Source organism: Clostridium brassicae (assembly GCF_026738875.1).
In the GTDB taxonomy this organism is placed as follows: domain Bacteria; phylum Bacillota; class Clostridia; order Clostridiales; family Clostridiaceae; genus Clostridium_H; species Clostridium_H brassicae.
Map to the genome: position 1 here is coordinate 83,342 of NZ_JAPQFJ010000007.1, position 21,543 is coordinate 104,884.

Genomic DNA, 21,543 nt, shown 5'->3' on the forward strand with positions numbered 1-21,543 from the left:
ATATAAGTTAATCCATATATTATACACAAAATAAAAGCCATAATATACACTATGACTTTTTTCAGAATATATCTATATAAAGAATTTTAACATTAATTCTTATTAAATTACAAGGTTTCAATTTAAAGAAGTTAAAATTCCCCTTCATATCAAAATATAGCTATTATCCTATAAATATATTTTTTATCAGTATACTATTAAATCAGCCTTTTACTCCTCCTACTGTTAATCCAGAAACTATATATTTTTGAAATACCATAAATAATATTGATATAGGAGCAGCAACTACCATTGATCCTGCACAAAATAAAGGATATGGTATATTATTAGCATCAGATGCCCAGTTATAAAGTCCCATAGCTAATGTGTATTGACTAGATGACTTAACAAACATGAATGCTGTAGCAAACTCTGTCCATACTGCTGTAAAAACTATTAATGATGTAACAGCTATAGCTGGGGCTGCAAGAGGAAGTATAATTTGAGTAAAAACTTGTGCTTTTGATGCACCATCCACTATTGCAGCTTCTTCTAGAGACTTTGGAACAGTATCAAAATATCCCTTTAAATTCCAAATTCCAAAAGTCATATTTCCTGCTGTGTATATTAAAATAATTCCTATATATTTACCTACTAAATTCAATTTCAACATTAATAAATATTGAGGTAATAATGCTGTTGTAATAGGAAGCATCATAACTATAAGGAAAAACATCATACCTGCTTTCTTACCTGGAAAGTTAAATCTAGAATAAGCATATGCTCCAAGAGAAACTAAAGACATTACTATTAAAGTAGTTACTACAGAAAATATTATACTGTTTTTTACCCATGTTAAAAAGTTAGGATTATTGAAAACTTGAACATAATTTTTAAGAGAGAAACTCTGAGGAAATAACTTTATTGAAGAAGCAGAAAGACCCACCGCCTTACCATCTACTGATGTAGTTACTATCCACCATATAGGTATCAATGTAATTATAGTTATTATAATTAAAACTATATGCGTAAAAAAGTGATCTATACGATTAAATCTCTTTTTTCTTGAAGATTTTTTTACTTCACTTTCCATTTTAATTGTCCTCCTCAAATATATTATTTATCTTAGTACTAATCAAATTTAGTATAAATAATATGGCAAATACTATAACACCATAAGCTGCTGCTTTAGAATAGTTTCCTGCTGTCATTTGATTGTATGTGTACGTTTGAATCAATTCGGTTGCTCTATTAGGTTCTCCTTTTGTTACTAAATATGCAACATTGAAATTTGTAAATGTCCATATAAAGCCCAGTGTTATAGCTGGAACCATTGCTGGTTTAATCATTGGAAGTGTAATATACCTGAATTTCTGCCACCAAGAAGCACCCTCTATATTAGCCGCTTCATAAAAATTATCTGATATGCTTTGAAGTGCGCCAGTTGCTACCATCATCATAAATGGTACTCCAAGCCATACATTAACCATTATTATTGCTACAAAAGCCATCTTAGGATCATTAAGCCAAGGTACTTTAGCTAATCCTATTTTAGTAAGTATCTGATTTATCATACCAATATCATAGTTAAACATTATTTTCCAGATAAGACATGTAACTAATTGAGGAACTGCCCAAGGAAGTATTAGTAAAATTCTATACAATTTTTTAAATCTAAGACCTTTTTTATTTAATAACAATGCTAGAGAAAGCCCTATAGAAACATGGAAGAAAACGTTGACTATAGTCCATACTATTGTCCTTAATAATATTGTTACAAATTCCTGATCCATCCCCTTGAAAATCTTAATAAAATTCTTTAATCCCACAAACTTTACTGAGTTACTTGACATTGTATATATATTGCTATTAGTAAATGCTAAACTTACACCATATAGAATAGGTATCAATGAAAAAATTATTACTACAAGTGTAGACGGTAAAATATATGCATAAGCAGTTTTATTTTTCTTTATTCTATGCCATAAAGTTTCTTTTTTTACGTATTTAATAGTTTGATCTTTGTTTAGGCTAGTCCTCATCAATCGTCCCCCCTATTAATAATTGTTAATTAAAAACATAGGATTAATAGCAAACTATAGAGCTAAAGTCAGGGTAACCCTGACTTTAGCTTTTCCCACTTTGTTATCAACCTAATATATAAGTAAGTCCTTAAATTAACAAGTATATCAGCGCCAATACTACATTTATTTATTCGCCATGCATAGATTTTATCAATTTATTTATCTTGTCTTGAGTATCTTTTATTGATTTTTCTGGTGTTGATTTTCCTGTAAATACATTACTATACATTTCTTTTGCTGGGTCCCAAACCTGTCCCATTTCAGCAATATTTGGCATTGGATCCGATTCTTTTGCTTGTTCAAGAATTATTTTTGTTTTCCAATCATCACCAATATTCACTTTAACATTTGCTGGAACGTGTCCTGCTTGTTTATTCATAAACTCTTGTGATTCCGCAGAAGTCATAAACTTAATGAATTTTGCTGCCTCTTCTTTGTGTTTACCGTTTTTTGACATAAACAACATTTCTGTACCCATATATGGTTTTAATGGTTTTCCTTCTTCTATCACAGGTAACTTAACTGCTCCCCAATTTTTTAATCCTTTTCCTTCTTTAACTGCCTTATCTAAGTCTCCAAAACACCATGGTCCATTTATTATCATAGCAGCCTTACCAGTTTGCATTAAATCCATCATTACATTGTAGTCAAAATCTTTTATAGTAACCTTATCTTTATTTTTTATATCATTTAATAAATTTATTGAATCAGCAACTCCCTTTTGACTGAAATCTATTGTTCCTTTTTCGTCTTTAAATACTTTTCCGCCATATCCTGCAAAGAATGCATAATCATAATAAAAGTTAGTAATATCAAATACTAATCCATATTTTCCAGATTTAGTATTTACTTTTGCTATTTTTCTCATTTCTTCTATTGTCTTAGGTGGACTCGGAACTAAATCCTTATTATATATTAATACATATGTTTTAACAGAGTCAGGGAAAGCATACTGCTTACCATTAAATTTTCCAGCTTCTAATGCGTTTGGTAAATAATTATCTTTAACATCACTTATATATGAATCAACTTCTTCCAACTGATTTAATGTAGCAAAAGTGCCTATCCAATCATTTGGTCCTAAAAATAAATCCGGTGATTCATTTGTTGGCAATGATGCTTTAAGTTTCTCATTTAATTTATCAAAAGGTGTAGGCAAAGTTTCAACTTTTATATTTGGGTTTTTAGCTTCAAATTTTTTAATAATTTCTCCTAATGCTTTTTCTTCTGCTCCAGTCCATCCATGCCAAAATGATAATTTTACTGTTTCACCATTTGAACTGGTATCCTTAGCTTTATTATCAGCATTAGAACCACATCCTGTAAAAATACTGCTAGCTACAATTAATCCTGTTACTAAAGAAACTACTTTTTTTAAATGTTTACCCATAACTTAACCCTCCTATTTTATAATTTATATTTATAATTTGCGCAAACGATTGAATAAATTTTAAAAAAATTATTTACTTATTAATTAAGCAATCGTTTGCATTAATATATAAAATATTAACTAACCATTTGGATTAATTCCATCATGTTGAAAATCCATTCCTATTATTTAGTTTATATTCTAATTTTCAACATGATTTATTTTTTAACAATTTGAACAAACTGAATTTCTCATAATAAGTTTAGTATCTATTATTCTACTCTTTACCTCTGTATCCCCTTTTATTTTTTGTAAAACAAGTTGTGCTGCTGTAGCTCCTATTTTATAACTATCTATATCTACAGAAGTTAATGATGGAAATATTAATTCTGATAAAGGGATATTATTAAACCCAATTATAGATATATCCTCAGGAACTTTAACACCCATTTCTCCAGCAGCTCTTATAGCTCCAAAAGCTAATAAATCATCCGTTGCTAACACAGCTGTAGGCTTATGTGGTGATTCTAAAATCTTTTTCATCCCTTTATACCCATCTTCTTGTAAAAATTCTAGCGAAACAACTATGTCATCTATAATAGGTATATTATTTTCTTCTAAAGCTTTTCTAAATCCTTTATACCTATCTACACACACAGTAAAGTCCAAAGACCCATTCAAAAAACCAATTTTATTATGACCCATATCTATTAAATATTGAGTTGCTTTATATGCTGCTAAAATATTATCATTATCTACATAAGTTATATCATTATATTCAACAGGTCTGCCTATCATGCAGAATGGTATCTTACTATTTTCAAGTTCTTCTAATACAGAATCATTTGCTTTTGAATACATTAAAATAATTCCATCAACCCTTCTTCCAAACACAAGAGAATGAAGTGATTTTATTTGCTCTTGAACTGTAAAACCATTAGTAATTAATATGCAATAATCCTCATTATAAGTATATTTAGATATACCTCTTATAGCTTCTATAAAAAATGGATTTAAAAATGCTTGATCTGCTGAATAGGGCATAATAATACCTATTGTTTTTGTAGTTTTTGAAACTAAGCTACGTGCTATTGCATTTGGATGATAATTCATTTCTGACATTATTTTTTTTATTTTATTTTTTGTTGCTTCACTTATTCTAGAATCATTTGATATCACTCTAGAAACAGTAGATGGTGAAACCCCTGCTTTTTCTGCAATTTGTTTAATAGTAACCATTTTACCACCAATTTCTTAATAATTTATAGTTATACTATATAGATTATTTTATCATATAAATTCTTATTACAGGCAACATTAATTCATAACTTTAAAACAATCTATGTAAACTATAATTATATAATATATTATCAACTTATTTAAAATATTTCTTTTATTTTAATCTTTAATTTGTTGTAATAACTTTTTCTGTACTAATATCAAACAAATGAATATTTTTAGCTGGTATCTTTAGGGAAATCTCTTCATCTATGCTTTTGGTATTACTAGAATTGACACGAGCTATAAGTTTATTTTTCCCTAAATTGAAATGAATATATGTCTCAAACCCCATCATTTCAGCCATTTCTACCTTACTCTTTATTACTGTAAACTCATTTTCTAATGAAGATCCCTCTGTTTCCGAAATATACTCAGGTCTTACACCTAAGTATACATTATTATCCAAATACCCTTCTTCCTTTAATATTTCTTGTATACGTGGAAGTAATTCTACTTTTAATTTATCACAAACGTCAATTATAACCCTTCCATTTTCCTCTACAACTTTTCCTTCCATAATATTCATTTGAGGACTTCCAATAAATTGAGCAACAAATAAATTATTAGGATGTTCATATGCATTTTGTGGAGTATCTATTTGCATAACATCTCCATCTTTCATTATTACAATTCTTGCTCCCATGGTCATAGCCTCTGTTTGGTCATGAGTAACATATATAAATGTAGTTTGAAGTTCTTTATGCAATTTTGTAATTTGCGTCCTCATCTCAACTCTTAATTTTGCATCCAAATTTGATAGAGGCTCATCCATTAAAAACACTTTAGGATTTCTAACTATGGCACGTCCTAGTGCAACCCTTTGTCTTTGACCTCCTGACAAATGTTTTGGTTTTTTCTTAAGTTCACTTTCTAGGCCTAATATTTTAGCCGCTTCACTTACTTTTTTATCAATAATATCTTTAGGTGTTTTTCTTAATTTTAATCCAAAAGCCATATTTTCATATACCGTCATGTGAGGATATAGTGCATAATCTTGAAATACCATAGCTATATCTCTATCTTTTGGTGAAACATCATTTACAAGTTTACCATCAATATATAATTCTCCCAAGGTTATATCTTCAAGACCTGCAATCATCCTAAGTGTTGTTGATTTACCACAACCTGAAGGCCCTACTAAAACAACAAATTCTTTATCTTTTATATCTATATTAAAATCTTTTACTGTTAATTTATCATTTCCACTATATTGCTTTTGTATATTTTTCAAAACAACATCTGCCATATTCATTCCCCCCATAACACAGTTTAAGATAGACCTTATCGAATCTATTTGAATTTACTTCTAAAGAACATTTAATATCTACTTTATATAAAGTTTTTCATAGTATTCTCTTATCATTCTGTTTACAGAAAAGCTTTCCTTAGTTGTAGCTATACTTTTCATCATCATTTCTATCCATTTTTCTTTGTTGTTGTAGTAAGTCGGGATAATTTTATTTATTAGCACATCATATAATGCTTCCAAATCATGTCTATCTAATTCCTCTATATTATCACTTTCAAATCCATCTCCAAACTGCCATCCATTTACTCCATCAACACATGCTTCAGGCCACCATCCATCTAGTATTGAACAATTTAATACTCCATTCATAGCAGCTTTCATACCAGATGTACCACTAGCTTCCAAAGGTCTTCTTGGGTTATTCAACCATATATCGCATCCCCTCGTAAGTGCTGATCCTATATTCATATCATAATTTTCAAGAAATACTACAGCATTTGGATATTTATTCATCATTTCTACAAGATTCTGAACTATTTGTTTTCCTGTATCATCCAATGGATGAGCCTTCCCTGAAAAAGCAATTTGTATTTTTCCATCTTTAAGCAAAGGTTCTATTATATTTTTATCTTTAAATATTAAATCACTTCTCTTATAAGTCGCTGCTCTTCTCGAAAAACCAATTAGAAGTTTATCTGAATCTAATTGAGACCCTGTTCTATCCTTTATAAAACTTACCGTCTCCTTCTTTATTTCCATATGAGCTTCCCATAATTTATCACTGTCTTTTTCAACATTTAATATTCTTTTGTCCACCCATGTTGGAACATGTATTGCATTTGTTATTCCTATTATTTCGCTTCTTCCTGATGTTGTTTTCCACATTTTATTAGAAGTTACTGAATGTAGCTTTGAAACAGCATTAGATTTTCTAGAAAGTCTTAATGCAGCAACAGTCATATTAAATGGTTCCCCACCAATCCTAATTATTTGTTTTCTAGTAAGTCCATTAAAAGCTCCCATATATTCTAAGGCTTCGATTGTGTGGGACTCATTTCCTTGAACTATAGGAGTGTGAGTTGTAAATACAATCTCTTCTCTAGTCCTTTTCCATGCTTCTTCAAAAGTACAACCACTTTCCATTTTCTCTTTTATTAATTCAAAAGCTGCTAATACCGCATGTCCCTCATTAAAATGATATACATCTATAGGTATCTCAAGTTCTCTTAATAATTTAATTCCTCCAATTCCTAAAACTATTTCCTGAGCAATTCTTTCTTCTTTAAACCATCCATATAGTTGTCCTGTTATCCATCTATCATCACCATCATTTTCTGGTATATCTGTATCTAATAGATATATAGGATTATTTTCATATTGTTCAGTTTTCCAAACCTTACATACAACATCTCTCTTTCTTATCTTCACAGTAACTTTCATACCTGTGTCTTCTAAATCACTATAAGCATTGTTATAATATGAGTCATAGGCCTTTCCTCTTTCATCTATTCTTTGGTCTGAATACCCTTGTTTCCATTTTATTCCTATGCCTATTATTGGTACATTAAGATCTTTTGCTCCTTTTAAATAATCTCCTGCTAAAATTCCAAGACCACCAGCATATATCTTAAAGTCAGACTCTAAACCATATTCCATGCATAAATATGCAACATTTGGATATTTACCTTTATACATATAAATTCACTCCTCTATAATATTAAAATTTCTTTACACACTCTTATAATTCTTACATTTTTATTTTATTATCTATTTAGTTGTCATATATTTCTAACATAGAAAGAATAAACATTGCATGTGACCAAGCTAAAGGTACAACCCAAGCTATTTCACCACTTTCTTTATCTATCTGCTCTGGTAACAAATCTAAATATGTCCTATGTTCTACTGCCCACTCCACTAATTTTTGGGCTTTCTCTCTATTTCCTACATTGCTATAATGGATTGCTAACCATAAAGTTGTTAAAATCCAAGGATTTCCCCCTATATAAGCATCATTTTCGTATCTTTTTATTCCTCCCACTTTATTTACCCATAAATATTTTTCTACTGCTTCTCCTTGTTTAATCATTTTTTCATTTGTATCTTCTAAAGTTTTAAAAGGATAGCTTATTCCTAAAAGTGACACATCTACTACATCATCATAATATTTCAAATACTCATCATATTTGCCATCTCTTAAACAGTAGTATACCTTTTCATTGGAACCCTTAAGTTTGTCATACTCATCTCTATTTATAATAAGCTTTACTCCTCTATAAAAACTTTGTCTTGCACTATTCCATAAATTATATTCTATAGACTCTTTAATCTTTTCAGAACATATTCTCCATTTTTTTTCATATTCATTGTATCCTAATTCCTTGGCTATATTAGCTGCCCCTCTAAGACCTGCTTCAACTGCAGCACAAGAATAAGTATGTTCTCCTTTTCTCTCTTCCCATAAGTCCATAGTAGGTATTGGAAGATTTGTTTCTGAATCTATACTATTACATAAAAATTCTGCTGCCTTATACACGCTATCCCATATATATTTAATAAATTCATTATCACCAGTTTGTTTATAGTATTCATTCATCCCCCAAACGACAGAAGCTGTCTCATCTATTTGCACTCCCCAAGTAGGTGCTTTTAATCCACTCATATAGTACCTTTGATCCCAAAACCCTTCCTTCTCCTGAACATTCACTGCCCATTCATAAAAATTTTTACTCATATTTTCATATCCTGCTTTTAACATTGCGTTTGCTATGAATGCACCATCTCTTGGCCAACAAAATCCATAACCCCCACTTTTGGTTATATATTCATCAAACTCTGGAGCTGCTAAAAATCCACCAGTCTCCTTGTTATACATCAATGCTATTGCTAAAAGAGATCTTTTATACAGATTTTGCAACCCGTCATCTATTATATCTATGTTATTAGCTTTATTTAGATATTCATTCCAATATTTCTCTGTATCACAATAAAGTTTTTCTGCCTTCAATTTCTTTGCATTTTGAAGTAACCTTAGAGCATCTTCTTTATTTCTTCCTGGGGTAATAAAAATGGTAATTACTCTTTCTTCACCAGAATCTACTTGATTTAATTCAAATAATAAGGCTCCTTCTGTGCCTTGAGCAGTATCATCTCCGTTCAGTTTTCCAAGTTCGGCTTGATCTTTTACATTTGAAACTGTGTACTCACTTATTTCTTCAGAACTTCCTACTGCCAAAACACAATCCTGTTTATAATGAACCAGTGCATCGTTTTCTTTGTCAAAATACAAGGAATTAAATTTAATACTATCTTTAATCGCAAATCCTGATTTAAATATAAATTTTAAATCTAATCCTTTTGAGCTATTGTTCTTAATTATATATTTTTTCACCACAATATCTTGTCTTAATGTACAAAAATCTATTGATTCAATTTCAATATTATATTTTAAATGTAAAGCTTTACTTTTAAGTATATTTGTATCCTTAATATATCCTTGAGAATATTCCCATTCTCCTTCATTCCTCCATAGCATATCTCTAGCATCTTCTACATAAACCCCATCAGATATTTCATCTGCATGCTGATACAAATCAATAGATGGCCACCACATTCTACTTACTTGCCCATTTTTATGCATAGACAATAATAATTTTGAATTTCCTATTACACCATCTATCAAATATGCCTTGTTATTCATAAAACACCTCCTGCTACATATTTTTATTACTTAAAATAAATCATAAAATAGTTTCCTACTTTTTAAAGCTATTTTTTCGTAACTCTTTAACATAAGCTACCTAAAATTAATTATTAACTCATATGCAAAATTTGCGCAAACGTTTGCACTAATTTATTAATCATAGTATATCACAGATTTTTCAAAAATGTAATATATTTTGAAAATTTTCCTTCTTTATTTTTTCCAAATTTTATATTATATTATATTTAAACTACTCATATGCAAAGTGTAAGCGTTATTATTTAATATGGAGGCTTACTAAAATGAAAATCAATAAATTTGATACTTTTGAAAATGGAATAAATAAGGAATACTTACTAACCAATGGCCTTGGAGGATTTTGTTCTTCTACTGTAATAGGTGCAAATATAAGAAAATATCATTCTCTTTTAAATGTTTCTATAAATCCACCTACAGAAAGATACTTACTAGTTTCTAAAATTAATGAGTTTATTGAAATGAATAACAATCAATATAAACCATGTTCTAATCAAATACTTAATGGATATGACAAAGGCTATGAAAATCAAGTAGATTTTGTTCTTAATCCATTACCTCGATTTGTATACGAAATAAATGGTATACGTATAGAAAAAACTATTGGGTTAAAATATAATTCTAATGTTACAGCGGTTACTTATAACATTAAAAATTCTACTGAAAATATATCCCTTAAACTATACCCGCTCTTAAACAATAGAGACCATCATGATAATTCATTAGTAAAAGATTTGAATTTAAAATATTCTCATACAAATAATCATTTAAATGTTAAGATAAACAATGATCTTAATCTTAATATTTATTGTTCTTTAGGTAAGTTTGTTGAAGAAAAAAAAATTTATAAAAACATGTACTATGTAGATGAAGAAATAAGAGGCTTAAATCCTATAGACAACCATTTTATCCCAGGATATTTTAAAATAGATATTGCCAAAAATTCAGAAGTAAATATAGGCATTATATTTCAAGCAGTTCTATCTGATGAAGAAGATATATTATCAGAAAATGCTTTCCAAATAATTGACCATGAAAAAATGAGAATACTAAATATGATTAATAACTCACCTTATAAAAATCCAATTTTAAAAAAATTATGTTATTCTTGTGATGCTTATATTGTGAAAAGGAACTCTACAAATTCTAAAACTATTATTGCCGGATATCCTTGGTTTACTGATTGGGGACGAGATACGATGATTTCTTTTACTGGTTTAACATTGTGTAGCAGAAGGTTTGATGATGCAAAAAACATACTAGAAACCTATTCTAAATATTTAAATAAAGGAATACTGCCTAACATGTTTCCTGATGATGGTGTAGATCCTTTATATAATACAATAGATGCATCATTATGGTATTTTTATGCAATATACAAGTATTATATATATACTAAAGATATTAATTTTATATTACAAATTATGCCTACATTAAAATCTATAATTGAACATCATATTAAAGGAACTATTAACAATATACAAATGGATAAAGATTGTCTTATTACAGGTGGATTTGAGGGTACTCAACTAACTTGGATGGATGTAAAAATAAATGATTTTGTTCCAACTCCCAGACATGGTAAAGCTGTAGAAATAAATGCTCTATGGTATAATTCATTAATGACATTTGAATATTTATACAAAGAGATTGTACTTAATATTAAAAGTATTTCAGATATCCAAAGTTTAAATTATATACAAGGCACCTATGAAAATTTAGCTAAAAAAATAAAAAATAGCTTTAATAAAATTTTTTGGTATAATGAAGGCAAATATCTTTATGATGTTGTAAGAGATGAATTTAAAGATACAAAAATAAGACCAAATATGATTTACTCTGTAAGTCTTCCTTTTACTATGTTAGATTATGAAAAAGAAAAGTGTATTATTGATACTGTAATAAAACATTTGATTACTCCTTACGGTCTTAGAAGTTTAAGTCCTATTGACAAGGAATACAAAGGAGAATTTAAAGGAGATAGCTATGAGAGAGATAGTGCATATCATCAAGGAACGGTTTGGAGCCATCTTATGGGACATTTTATTACAGCCTTCATGAAAGTTTATAATGATACCCATGCTGCCCTTAATTTTGTAACTCCTCTAATAAACCATTTAAATGAAGTATGTATAAATCATATAAATGAAGTATTTGACGGAGATACTCCTCACACTTCTGGAGGATGTTTTGCTCAGGCATGGTCTACAGGAGAACTTCTAAGGTGTCTTGTTGAAGATATTAAATTAAATTAAAATAATACTTAACTATAAAATATTTAAAACAAATGAGTCTGTATGGTTCTTATTAAGAATCATACAGACTCATTTTAATAAAAATTTATTTTACTGAAATAATTACTAAACAACAACAAAATTATTTTTGAATTTCTATACAAAAATCATTTTTAGTTTCTATATTAAAACTTATAGTATTATTAGTGTAAGTAAATGCTATGTCAGAAATCTCACTATCTTTACACATAAATTTAATTTTTTGTGGTTGTACAGAATTTATTATGTTTACATAAAGTTTATCAAAAGATTTTTCGTAACCTTTATATATTTTCTTCACTTCTAACTTATATTTATTTCTATTCTCTTCTAGAGAAATCTTAGTTATGTTATATTCTCCTTTTTCATAATTAAAGCTTTTTCCATCATCTTCATAATAGTTATACTCTGCCTTTGAATTCATATTAGGTATAATATCTAATAATAAAATATTTTTATCTATAGTACTAGTAGATGATGCAGTTTTATATTTAGGGATTATAGATCCCTCTTTGACAAATACAGGTATAATTTCAAGTGGTGCACTTACATTTATAGTAGCTTTTCCTTTATGTTGTTCCATTGTATAATAATTAATCCAATTTCCTTGTGGAAGATAAACTTTCCTTTCTGTACACCCTTTTTCAAGTATAGGAGCAATAAGTACATTTTCACCAAACATAAATTCATCATTTATATTAACAACTTCATTGTCCTCTTGGAATTCATAAATAAGTGGTCTTAAAACTGGTTCTCCATGTTTTACAGAATCATAAAATAAATTATATAAATAAGGTAACAATTCATATCTAAATTTTATATATTTTCTGCATATATCTTCAGTTTGTTTATCAAAAGCCCATGGTTCTTGATTTATTGTTCCAATAGCACTATGATTTCTAAACATTGGAATAAATGTTCCTAACTGAGTCCATCTTATCAATAGTTCTGAAGTACAATTTCCTCCAAATCCTCCTATATCATTTCCAATAAAAGATATACCTGAAAGCCCCAAGTTACAATTCATTGGAATAGATAATTTAATATGTTCCCACAAACTTTGGTTATCTCCAGTCCACAAAGCAGAGTATCTCTGTAATCCTGCAAATCCACTTCTAGACAATAAGAAAACCCTTTTATCTGGAAAAGCATTTTTTATTCCATTAAAGGTAGCTTTGTCTTCTATCATTCCATACAAATTATGAAATTCTTCATGAAACATAGTTCTATCATCACTATTATGAACTAAATCTTTAGGTAACGTTCCTGATTTAGTGTCAAATAAAGAAGGCTCATTCATGTCATTCCATATACCATCTACTCCTTGCTTTATTAACTCTGCATTTAAATTTCCCCACCATGTTCTTACTTTATTATTAGAAAAATCAGGAAAAACTGAGTCCATAGGCCATACCTTACCACTAAAAATATTTCCATTATGATCTTTTAGAAAATAATTGTTTTCTGTTCCCTCATTATAGACTTTATATTTCTCATCTACTTTTACACCAGGGTCTATTATAGTTACAAGCTTAAACCCCATATCATGAAGCTGATTTATCATATCTTTATGGTTAGGAAATCTCTCTTTGTCCCATGTAAAAACTCTAAAGCCATCCATATAATCTATATCTAAATAAATAGTATCGCAAGGTATATCCTTTTCTCTAAATGTTTTAGCAAGTTCTAGTACTTGATTTTCTGGACAATAACTCCATCTGCATTGCTGATAACCAAGAGACCACATAGGTGGCATTTTCATTCTTCCTGTAATTTCTGTATATCCTTCTATAACTTCTTTCATAGAAGGCCCATATATAAAGTAATATACAAGTTCACCTTTATCAGCTGCAAAATAATAATAATAATCACTATCATCTTTTCCCATATTAAAATATGTCTTATGTGTATTATCAAAATATATCCCATATGCTTTTTTATTTCTTAAACCTATAAAGAAAGGTATAGAACAATACAATGATTTTGTTTCGTCGTTATGTTCTTCTGGATTATCTGTGTTCCATTGAATAGTTTCCCATTGTCTTTTGTCTAATCCACCTGTTTTTTCTCCAAAACCATAAAAATGCTCACTATTATCTAATTTTTTATATGCACATACTCCTTGTCCAAAACTCCCCATCCCTTTAGATTCAAAATCCTCATTTATAATCATTTTGTCATGTAAATATCTAATATTAAAAGGACGCTTATTAATTTCAATATTTATCATGCCTGTATCTATAAAAATTTTATCTTTAGCTTCTTCTACGCCAAATTTAAAGTTATTCCATTGTTTTTTGTATATTGCTAGGCTAGCTTTAAATTCTTTTTCACAAATCTTTTTAAAAAATTTATCTTTCTCTCCATCTGAATAGTCTTTTTTAGGATACTTAAACATTTCAATCTTAGCTATTTTATTTGAGAGAACATATAATTTAACAATTGAATTTGTAAGTTTAAACATTAAACTATTGTTTTTAACTAACATTAATTCAAAATCTCCACAATGAACAAACTCTCTATTAATATCAAATTCTTCTCTCTCTTTTTCCTTAGATTTTTCACCTGCATAATCTAAAACCATTTTTCTATTGAGTTCCTTCTCTTTTTCTGTTTTCATATAAATCCCTCCAATAAAAATAATATTTTATCCATTTTTCATATGAGTTAAATACATTAATAAACAGGTTTCTAAACTTTCAGAAGGAGTTTTTACTCCATCTGAAAGCTTAGAAATCGTTATCCAGAGTCGTACAATTCTTTATTCACACTTAAAGAAGATTGGAATATTAGAATGACTAGACATCGGATAAACAGAGTTCTTGGTTTCAGAAGGAGTTTTTACTCCATCTGAAAGTTTAGAAATCGTTATCCAGGGTCGTGCCATTCTTTATTCCCATTGAAAAAGATGGAAATATTAGAATGACTAGACATCGGATAAACAGAGTTCTTAGTTTCAGAAGGAATTTTTACTCCATCTGAAAGTTTAGAAATCGTTATCCAGGGTCGTGCCATTCTTTATTCCCATTAAAAAAGATGGGAATATTAGAATGACTAGACATCGGATAAACAGAGTTCTTAGTTTCAGAAGGAATTTTTACTCCATCTGAAAGTTTAGAAATCGTTATCCAGGGTCGTGCCATTCTTTATTCCCATTGAAAAAGATGGAAATATTAGAATGACTAGACATCGGATAAAATTTATGCAAACGTTTGAATAAACATGTATAATATTATGAAAATTTTTATTATACCTATACCTTTGATTATATATGGTAATTATTGACTTGTAAATAACTTATTTAAATTAGGTATGATTTAAATTTTTGATCTTTTATAGTTTTATAGGTACTAGATTAGGTTAATTATTAATCCCTATTCTAGTACCTATATTTTTCATAGCCCAATATTTAAATTATCTCTTCGATTTGATTTTCTGTATAGACCCTAATTCCATTTTTCAAAAATAACTCTGCTGTCACTCCATTACCTTCTATTTTCTTACCACTAAAGCTTCCATCATATATTTCCCCACATCCACAAGAAGGACTTTTAGCTTTTAAAATAGCCTTAGTAGCTCCAACTAATTTTGCCAGTTTTAAAGCCTCATAAGCTCCCTCTACAAATTTATTTGTAGAATCTTCTCCCTCATTACTTAAAATCTTAATTTTTCCTTCTAAAACCTCTTTTCCAGTTCCACCCACTATTTCATGGGGCAATCTTGGAGTTGTAAGTCCTCCTAACTGTTCAGGACAAACTAAGATTGCTTTTCCTTGTTTTAAAAGCTCTAAAGCCTTTTCATTTAAGTTATTTCCCCCACTATACTTACAATTAACTCCGCAAAGGCAGGCACTTATTACTATCATTCAAATCACCACCTTTTTTTGATATATGCTTATAGTAACCGGTTGCTAATCCCTATTAACTGACATTAAAAAATTCTCTACTTCACATAAAATTAATTTAAACATCACTAGTATCTGGCAACGTATTACTAAGTTTACTGTTCTCTCAAAATAGTATCTATGCATCCATAGCCTATACTTAAGATAATTACTACATATACATTAACACCCGTGATTCCAAAAACAACAGAAAATAAAACTAACATTACAAACCAGCTAAACCTTCTTATTATCTTCTCTTTTCCACTTTCTTTAATTAATCTCTGAATAGGAACAAATAGTTGAAGATTACTCTTGTTAAGAGCAGTAAATATTATAGAAGAAACAATATAAGTTACTGTAAAAGTTACAATTAAAATAGTAAGAGACAATTTTTTTTCCTCCTGTTTTATCAGAATATTTATCCGACTTCCAACTTTCCGTTAGAGTAAGACTCCATCGGGAACCAAGAACTCTGTTTGTTAATCTCTGAACTTTTTCAATTAAAATTAAGAACTAAAATAAATTATATATTGCTAAATTATTTAGACAATTTGATTTTACTATATTTTTCAACTTTATTCATAGTAATTTTCTTTGAAAATAGTTAGTTATTATTTAAGTTCAACTACAGTAACTCCATCTCCACCTTCCCCATAGGCTCCAAGCCTATAGTTTTTTACATGAGGATGCCTTTTAAGCATGTCTGTTATAGTTTTTCTAAGTATTCCTGTGCCTTTACCATGAATAACAGTAACCTCACCAAGTCCACCTAAATAAGCATCATCTAAATATTTGTCTACTGTATAAACTGCTTCTTCTGAATCCATTCCACGAAGATCCACTGAAGATGATATTTGTCTTAAATTCAAATTTAAACGTTTCTTTTTATTTTCTGTTTTGTTTTTATTATTCCCATCTATTTCTCTAAGGTCTTTTATATTTACACTTATCTTCATTATCCCTGCCTGTACTTGTACCTCACCTTTATTATCAGGTTTAGAAAGAACTATAACCTTTTGATTGAACTTAGGAAGATACACTTCTTGCCCTTCATTAACCTTCTTAAGTTCTTTTCCACCTTCTTTAGGCTTGTTAATATCACTTTCTACATTATCAAGTTTATCTTTAAGTTTCTTTCTATTCTCTTCTAATTTTTGACGAACTTCAGAAGAATATCCCATTCTTTCAAGTTCTCTTATATCTTTTAATATTTTATCTGCCTCTTCTTTTGCTTCTTTTATGATTTGTTTAGCTTCTCTTTTAGCTTCTATATCAGCTTTTTCCCTTACATTTTGAAGCTTAGTTAATTTTTCTTCATATTTTTGTTTTATTTTTAATGCTTCTTCTTTAGCATTTTCAGCTTCACGCACATCCTTCTGAGCTTTTATGTTTTTATCTTGAAGACTTTGTATAAGATCTTCAAATTTCAATGTATCACTTGAAATACCTTCCTTTGCATCTTCTATTATATAAGATGGAAGTCCAAGTCTTTTTGATATTTCAAAGGCATTTGACTTTCCTGGAATCCCTATTAATAATCTATAAGTAGGTCTTAATGTTTCCACATCAAATTCTACGGAAGCATTTTCAACGCCTTCTACTTTTAAGGCATAAGCTTTAAGTTCACTATAGTGAGTTGTAGCTACCACTTTACTTCCTCTTTTTCTTAACTCTTCTAATATTGATACCGCAAGAGAAGCTCCTTCTGTAGGATCAGTTCCTGCACCTAATTCATCAAATAGAGCTAAAGAATTTTCATCTGCGTTGTCTATTATATTCACTATATTAGTCATGTGAGATGAGAAAGTGGATAAACTTTGTTCTATGCTTTGTTCATCTCCGATATCTGCAAAAACTTCCTTGAAGAAGCTTATAATAGAGCCATCTTTTGCAGGTATCATAAGACCACTTAATGCCATTAGATGTAAAAGACCAACAGTTTTAAGTGTAACAGTTTTACCTCCAGTATTAGGCCCTGTTACAACTATAGATGTTATTCCTTTATTTAAATAAATATCATTAGCTACTACCATCTTAGGGTCTATTAATGGATGTTTTGCTTTTATAATATCAAAGTGCCCTTCTTCATTTAAATTTGGTACTATTCCATTTAAGCTTCCACCATATTTAGCTTTTGCAAAAATGAAATCTAATTCCCAAATTATATTGGCATTAACCTTTATAATACTTACATTTTCATACACCTTGCCTGATAAATCTTGAAGTATTCTTTCAATCTCTGCTTTTTCTTTGAGTTTTAATTCCTTTATTTCATTATTTAAAGTAACTAAACTCATAGGTTCTATGAATAAAGTAGCTCCTGATGAACTCTGATCATGTACAAGTCCTGGCACAGAACTTTTATTTTCAACCTTTACAGGAAGCACATACCTTTCTCCTCTTATTGTGTATATACTTTCTTGAAGGTATTGAGAATAACTCCTAATAAGAGAATTCACCTTATTTTTTATAGAGGAATTTTTTTCTTTAAGATTTCTTCTTATATTATATAATGTAGAACTAGCTCTATCAGATATTTCCTCTTCTGATATAATAGCTACAAATATTTCATCTTCAAGCTTTTTAAGGGGAGTAAGTCCTGCGCAAATATCTTCTATAATTCTGAAAGATTCCTCTTCATCTTTATGACTTATATAATCTTTAAATCTTCTTGAACATCTTAATAAGTTTGCAATTCTAAGAAGTTGTACCGGAAGAAGTACAAACCCTTTCTGTGCCTTTTCAATTCCTTCCCTAACATCAAATAACCCTTCGAAAGGAGGCGCGCTTTTCTTTATAAGAAGCTGAAAAGCCTCTTTAGTTTCTTCTAAATGTTCTCTAACCTCATAAGCATTATCATAAGGTTCCAACTCTTCTATAATATCCTTAGCTGCCCCTGTTACTGTATATTTCTTAAGTTCCTCTTTTATCTTATTAAATTCTAAAACTCTTAATGACTTATGATTCAATGTATTTCAACTCCCTTACTTTTACTACATGCTAGGTCGATTTTAGCCTTTATAAAACTTTTGTCAAACACCCTAGATTTTCCTTTTCTAATCTCTAATTTCTAGTCGCTAACTGCTTTGTTTAAAAGCTTTTGCGGCTCTTTTAGCAATTATTGACTAGTGACTAGCAACTAGTGATTCTCTTTTATTTTCTATTCTTTTCCTATGACCTAGTACCTTCAGTCTAGTACCTAATTAATGGTTACTCCACTCCTCTTCTAAAGTGTCCTCTTGTAAATCCTTTGAAATCCTTATTAAAGACTTCTTCTTTTAAAGATTTCAATATTTCCAATGTTTCTTCGTAACTTTCATCTATAAAATCAGCTCTTAATAAATTTACCTTTAATTTTTTTATTTCATCTAAATTTGGAATTAAATTTATTGATGTTCCGTTGTATATGTGGCTTCTGCAGTACTTATCCGTCTTTACTGGAAACTCTTCTCCCTTTCTATCCCTTAAAACAAAACTTCCTCTTTCACATTCTCCACTACACTCTTTCTTTCTGTTTTTATTTCCCAAAACACTTCCTATAGGACAATATTCACTTATCATAAGTTCTATTTTTCCATAAACAAGCATTATACAAGGAAGTACTGATTTTTTAACTAAATTAGTTATTTCTTTTTTATTAAGTTCCACACTTATAGAAATTATATCCAAATAATCTTTATAAAATCCTATACCATAACTATTAAAATTATTTAACTTATAGTCTCCTATTATAAGAGTTTTATCTTTAAATCTATTTATAATCCCTAAATTTGAAGTAATTATACCTTTTATGTATGGTAACCTTTCTTCTATTTTAGTACAAACATTTTCAAATTCACCTTTTATTATAGAGAATGTTTTAATAAATACATTTTTGCATTTTACTTCATCTAAATTTATACTAGAGTCTCTCATAAACATTTCTACAGCTATACTATCAATTTTCATATGTTGTGCTGCCTTAAGCTGATCTTTTGTAGTCACTACAACCAAAGGCCCTTGTATGTCCATTTGAAAAATTTCCCTATAATTTCTATTAAAATCTATCTCTTTTTTAAATATTTTTTTATCCTTATGCTTTATAAAACTTTCTATCTTATTTATAAGTTCACGTCGAGCAGAATTAATAGCTGATACAGGCATAAATCCATCTTCAAAAACTTCAAACTCTATTTCTTTAAAATTAAAAGCTGTATCTCCTGTTTTTCTTAAATTATTTATTATTTTTTCCTTATCTAAAGGCTTCTTTAAAGCTTTCTGTACAATATCTGCTTCATACTCAAAAGGTTTTCCTTCATACTCTGTCTCTAAGGTAAATGGCTGACCAACACTAAACTTAACAATTAATTTTAAATTATTTTTATGTCCATATATATCAATATAAGATTTACTTAGATTTTCTAAAAGTCTAACATCAGAGGTTTTGTAAAGTATATCTCCTACTTTATACTTAGAAGGTTTTAGTGAGACTATGTCTCCAGCAAAAGCTTCCTCTACAGATTTAGATTTCTTTAATATTTTTGATATAGTAAATCCACTTTCTTTTACTCTTATTCCATCTTGAAGGTGTATATCTTCTTTTAGAAGTATAGTCATATCTTTATTAACTTTTCCTATTTCAATCCCTGTATTCTTAGGAAAATTATAGGACATCATATCTTTTCCCATATTACCAAATAAATAAGCCTTAGAAAATCCTTCTCTATTAAACAATTGAAGAAGCTTTTTCTTCTCTTTTTCTTGGTTGTACTTTTCATTTTCTTTGTGATGTAACTTACAATTACCAACCCCTATATTAAGCTCCTGGCCTTTAAGTTGCGCACTATTAGTAGACTGTAAATTGTTAAGTGCTTCATCTATTACTTTTCTATAAGCAGCTACAACTCCCGCTACATATTCTGGTCTTTTCATTCTTCCTTCTATCTTTAAAGAACTAGTTCCACTTTCTATTAAATCCTTAATATTTTCTATAGTACATATATCCTTAGGACTTAAAATATACCCTTTTTTATTTCTACCTGATACTTTATCTATAATTTCATAAGGAAGTCTACAAGGTTGAGCACAACGCCCTCTATTCCCACTTCTTCCCCCTATTAAGCTACTCATTAGGCATTGTCCTGAATAAGATATACATAGAGCCCCATGTATAAACACTTCTGTCTCTATATTTAATTCCTTTGAAATATACTTTATCTCATTAATATCTAGTTCTCTTGACAAAACTATTCTTGAAAACCCTAATTTTTTCAAAAGAATAGCTCCTTCCCCATTATGTACTGTCATTTGGGTAGAGGCATGAAGATGAAACTCTGGGAAATTCCTTGATACAAGTTCTGCTATTCCTGTATCTTGAATTATTAAAGCATCAACACCTATTTCATATAAGAATTTTATATATTCTAATGCTTCTTTAATTTCATCTTCTTTTATCAAAGTATTTACTGTAACATAAATTTTCACATTATATAAATGGCAATATTCTACTGCTTTTATCATATTCGCTTCATCAAAATTAGAAGCATAGGCTCTTGCTGAGAATTTAGCTCCTCCAAGGTAAACTGCATCTGCTCCATTTTGCACTGCTGCATGAAGACTTTCCATACTTCCTGCTGGTGCTAACAACTCAATTTTTTTCATAAATTATCTCTCCTTACCTTCCCACACCTAATTATACATTATA

At 29.2% G+C, this 21,543-nt stretch carries 16 protein-coding genes; 1 reads left to right on the forward strand and 15 read right to left on the reverse strand.

Translation table 11 applies throughout. The annotated features are described in order from the left end of the window. Window positions 1-202: 202 nt before the first annotated feature. The 7 genes from OW729_RS08495 to OW729_RS08525 all read right to left on the reverse strand — a co-directional run bounded on the left by OW729_RS08495 (window position 203) and on the right by OW729_RS08525 (window position 9,662). Entirely contained in the window at window positions 203-1,072 is an 870-nt protein-coding gene (locus OW729_RS08495; RefSeq protein WP_268061061.1) for a sugar ABC transporter permease, read from the reverse strand. A 1-nt stretch (window position 1,073) separates the two neighbouring features. Next, window positions 1,074-2,021, reverse strand: a complete 948-nt coding sequence (locus tag OW729_RS08500) for a carbohydrate ABC transporter permease (protein WP_268061062.1) — start codon at window positions 2,019-2,021, stop codon at window positions 1,074-1,076. Between the two features lie 169 nt (window positions 2,022-2,190). After that, window positions 2,191-3,453, reverse strand: a complete 1,263-nt coding sequence (locus tag OW729_RS08505) for a sugar ABC transporter substrate-binding protein (RefSeq protein WP_268061063.1) — start codon at window positions 3,451-3,453, stop codon at window positions 2,191-2,193. 204 nt (window positions 3,454-3,657) lie between these two features. Continuing rightward, on the reverse strand, window positions 3,658-4,671 hold the full coding sequence (locus OW729_RS08510; protein ID WP_268061064.1) for a LacI family DNA-binding transcriptional regulator: 1,014 nt from the start codon (window positions 4,669-4,671) through the stop codon (window positions 3,658-3,660). A gap of 166 nt (window positions 4,672-4,837) precedes the next feature. After that, window positions 4,838-5,959: an ABC transporter ATP-binding protein gene (locus OW729_RS08515; RefSeq protein ID WP_268061065.1), complete on the reverse strand. Its 1,122-nt coding sequence runs from the start codon at window positions 5,957-5,959 to the stop codon at window positions 4,838-4,840. A gap of 78 nt (window positions 5,960-6,037) precedes the next feature. Further along, the gene (gene glgP, locus OW729_RS08520; protein WP_268061066.1) at window positions 6,038-7,657 is read right to left on the reverse strand and encodes an alpha-glucan family phosphorylase; all 1,620 of its coding nucleotides are present in this window, start codon (window positions 7,655-7,657) and stop codon (window positions 6,038-6,040) included. A gap of 76 nt (window positions 7,658-7,733) precedes the next feature. Then, complete coding sequence (locus OW729_RS08525) at window positions 7,734-9,662, reverse strand: glycoside hydrolase family 15 protein (protein WP_268061067.1); 1,929 nt, start codon at window positions 9,660-9,662, stop codon at window positions 7,734-7,736. A gap of 305 nt (window positions 9,663-9,967) precedes the next feature. Between OW729_RS08525 and OW729_RS08530 the strand changes: the two genes are divergently transcribed. Beyond that, window positions 9,968-11,956 (forward strand): amylo-alpha-1,6-glucosidase, encoded by a 1,989-nt coding sequence (locus OW729_RS08530; protein ID WP_268061068.1) that lies wholly within the window; start codon window positions 9,968-9,970, stop codon window positions 11,954-11,956. 121 nt (window positions 11,957-12,077) lie between these two features. Here the strand turns inward: OW729_RS08530 and OW729_RS08535 are convergent, their stop codons facing one another. From OW729_RS08535 to OW729_RS08570, 8 genes are all read right to left on the reverse strand, one after another. Beyond that, the gene (locus OW729_RS08535; protein ID WP_268061069.1) at window positions 12,078-14,594 is read right to left on the reverse strand and encodes a glycoside hydrolase family 31 protein; all 2,517 of its coding nucleotides are present in this window, start codon (window positions 14,592-14,594) and stop codon (window positions 12,078-12,080) included. A gap of 141 nt (window positions 14,595-14,735) precedes the next feature. Continuing rightward, window positions 14,736-14,861, reverse strand: a complete 126-nt coding sequence (locus OW729_RS08540) for a hypothetical protein (protein ID WP_268061070.1) — start codon at window positions 14,859-14,861, stop codon at window positions 14,736-14,738. Further along, the gene (locus OW729_RS08545) at window positions 14,843-14,989 is read right to left on the reverse strand and encodes a hypothetical protein (RefSeq protein WP_268061071.1); all 147 of its coding nucleotides are present in this window, start codon (window positions 14,987-14,989) and stop codon (window positions 14,843-14,845) included. The genes OW729_RS08540 and OW729_RS08545 overlap by 19 nt, the downstream gene beginning before the upstream one ends. Next, window positions 14,971-15,117: a hypothetical protein gene (locus tag OW729_RS08550; RefSeq protein WP_268061072.1), complete on the reverse strand. Its 147-nt coding sequence runs from the start codon at window positions 15,115-15,117 to the stop codon at window positions 14,971-14,973. The genes OW729_RS08545 and OW729_RS08550 overlap by 19 nt, the downstream gene beginning before the upstream one ends. A 266-nt stretch (window positions 15,118-15,383) precedes the next feature. Continuing rightward, window positions 15,384-15,839 carry a DUF523 domain-containing protein gene (locus OW729_RS08555; protein WP_268061073.1) on the reverse strand — a complete coding sequence of 152 codons (456 nt, stop codon included), beginning with the start codon at window positions 15,837-15,839 and terminating at the stop codon, window positions 15,384-15,386. Window positions 15,840-15,973: 134 nt separating this feature from the next. Continuing rightward, complete coding sequence (locus OW729_RS08560; RefSeq protein WP_268061074.1) at window positions 15,974-16,249, reverse strand: hypothetical protein; 276 nt, start codon at window positions 16,247-16,249, stop codon at window positions 15,974-15,976. A gap of 222 nt (window positions 16,250-16,471) precedes the next feature. Beyond that, entirely contained in the window at window positions 16,472-18,829 is a 2,358-nt protein-coding gene (locus OW729_RS08565) for an endonuclease MutS2 (RefSeq protein ID WP_268061075.1), read from the reverse strand. A 241-nt stretch (window positions 18,830-19,070) separates the two neighbouring features. Next, entirely contained in the window at window positions 19,071-21,500 is a 2,430-nt protein-coding gene (locus tag OW729_RS08570) for a U32 family peptidase (protein ID WP_268061076.1), read from the reverse strand. Window positions 21,501-21,543 lie beyond the last annotated feature (43 nt).

Excerpts from the sequence above, each read along its gene's own strand:
- OW729_RS08515 (WP_268061065.1), bottom strand. The coding sequence starts at position 5,959 with ATGGCAGATGTTGTTTTGAAAAATATACAAAAGCAATATAGTGGAAAT.
- glgP (WP_268061066.1), bottom strand. The coding sequence starts at position 7,657 with ATGTATAAAGGTAAATATCCAAATGTTGCATATTTATGCATGGAATAT.
- OW729_RS08535 (WP_268061069.1), bottom strand. The coding sequence starts at position 14,594 with ATGAAAACAGAAAAAGAGAAGGAACTCAATAGAAAAATGGTTTTAGAT.
- OW729_RS08495 (WP_268061061.1), bottom strand. The coding sequence starts at position 1,072 with ATGGAAAGTGAAGTAAAAAAATCTTCAAGAAAAAAGAGATTTAATCGT.
- OW729_RS08500 (WP_268061062.1), bottom strand. The coding sequence starts at position 2,021 with ATGAGGACTAGCCTAAACAAAGATCAAACTATTAAATACGTAAAAAAA.
- OW729_RS08525 (WP_268061067.1), bottom strand. The coding sequence starts at position 9,662 with ATGAATAACAAGGCATATTTGATAGATGGTGTAATAGGAAATTCAAAA.
- OW729_RS08530 (WP_268061068.1), top strand. The coding sequence starts at position 9,968 with ATGAAAATCAATAAATTTGATACTTTTGAAAATGGAATAAATAAGGAA.
- OW729_RS08505 (WP_268061063.1), bottom strand. The coding sequence starts at position 3,453 with ATGGGTAAACATTTAAAAAAAGTAGTTTCTTTAGTAACAGGATTAATT.
- OW729_RS08570 (WP_268061076.1), bottom strand. The coding sequence starts at position 21,500 with ATGAAAAAAATTGAGTTGTTAGCACCAGCAGGAAGTATGGAAAGTCTT.
- OW729_RS08540 (WP_268061070.1), bottom strand. The coding sequence starts at position 14,861 with ATGGCACGACCCTGGATAACGATTTCTAAACTTTCAGATGGAGTAAAA.
- OW729_RS08555 (WP_268061073.1), bottom strand. The coding sequence starts at position 15,839 with ATGATAGTAATAAGTGCCTGCCTTTGCGGAGTTAATTGTAAGTATAGT.
- OW729_RS08545 (WP_268061071.1), bottom strand. The coding sequence starts at position 14,989 with ATGGCACGACCCTGGATAACGATTTCTAAACTTTCAGATGGAGTAAAA.
- OW729_RS08550 (WP_268061072.1), bottom strand. The coding sequence starts at position 15,117 with ATGGCACGACCCTGGATAACGATTTCTAAACTTTCAGATGGAGTAAAA.
- OW729_RS08510 (WP_268061064.1), bottom strand. The coding sequence starts at position 4,671 with ATGGTTACTATTAAACAAATTGCAGAAAAAGCAGGGGTTTCACCATCT.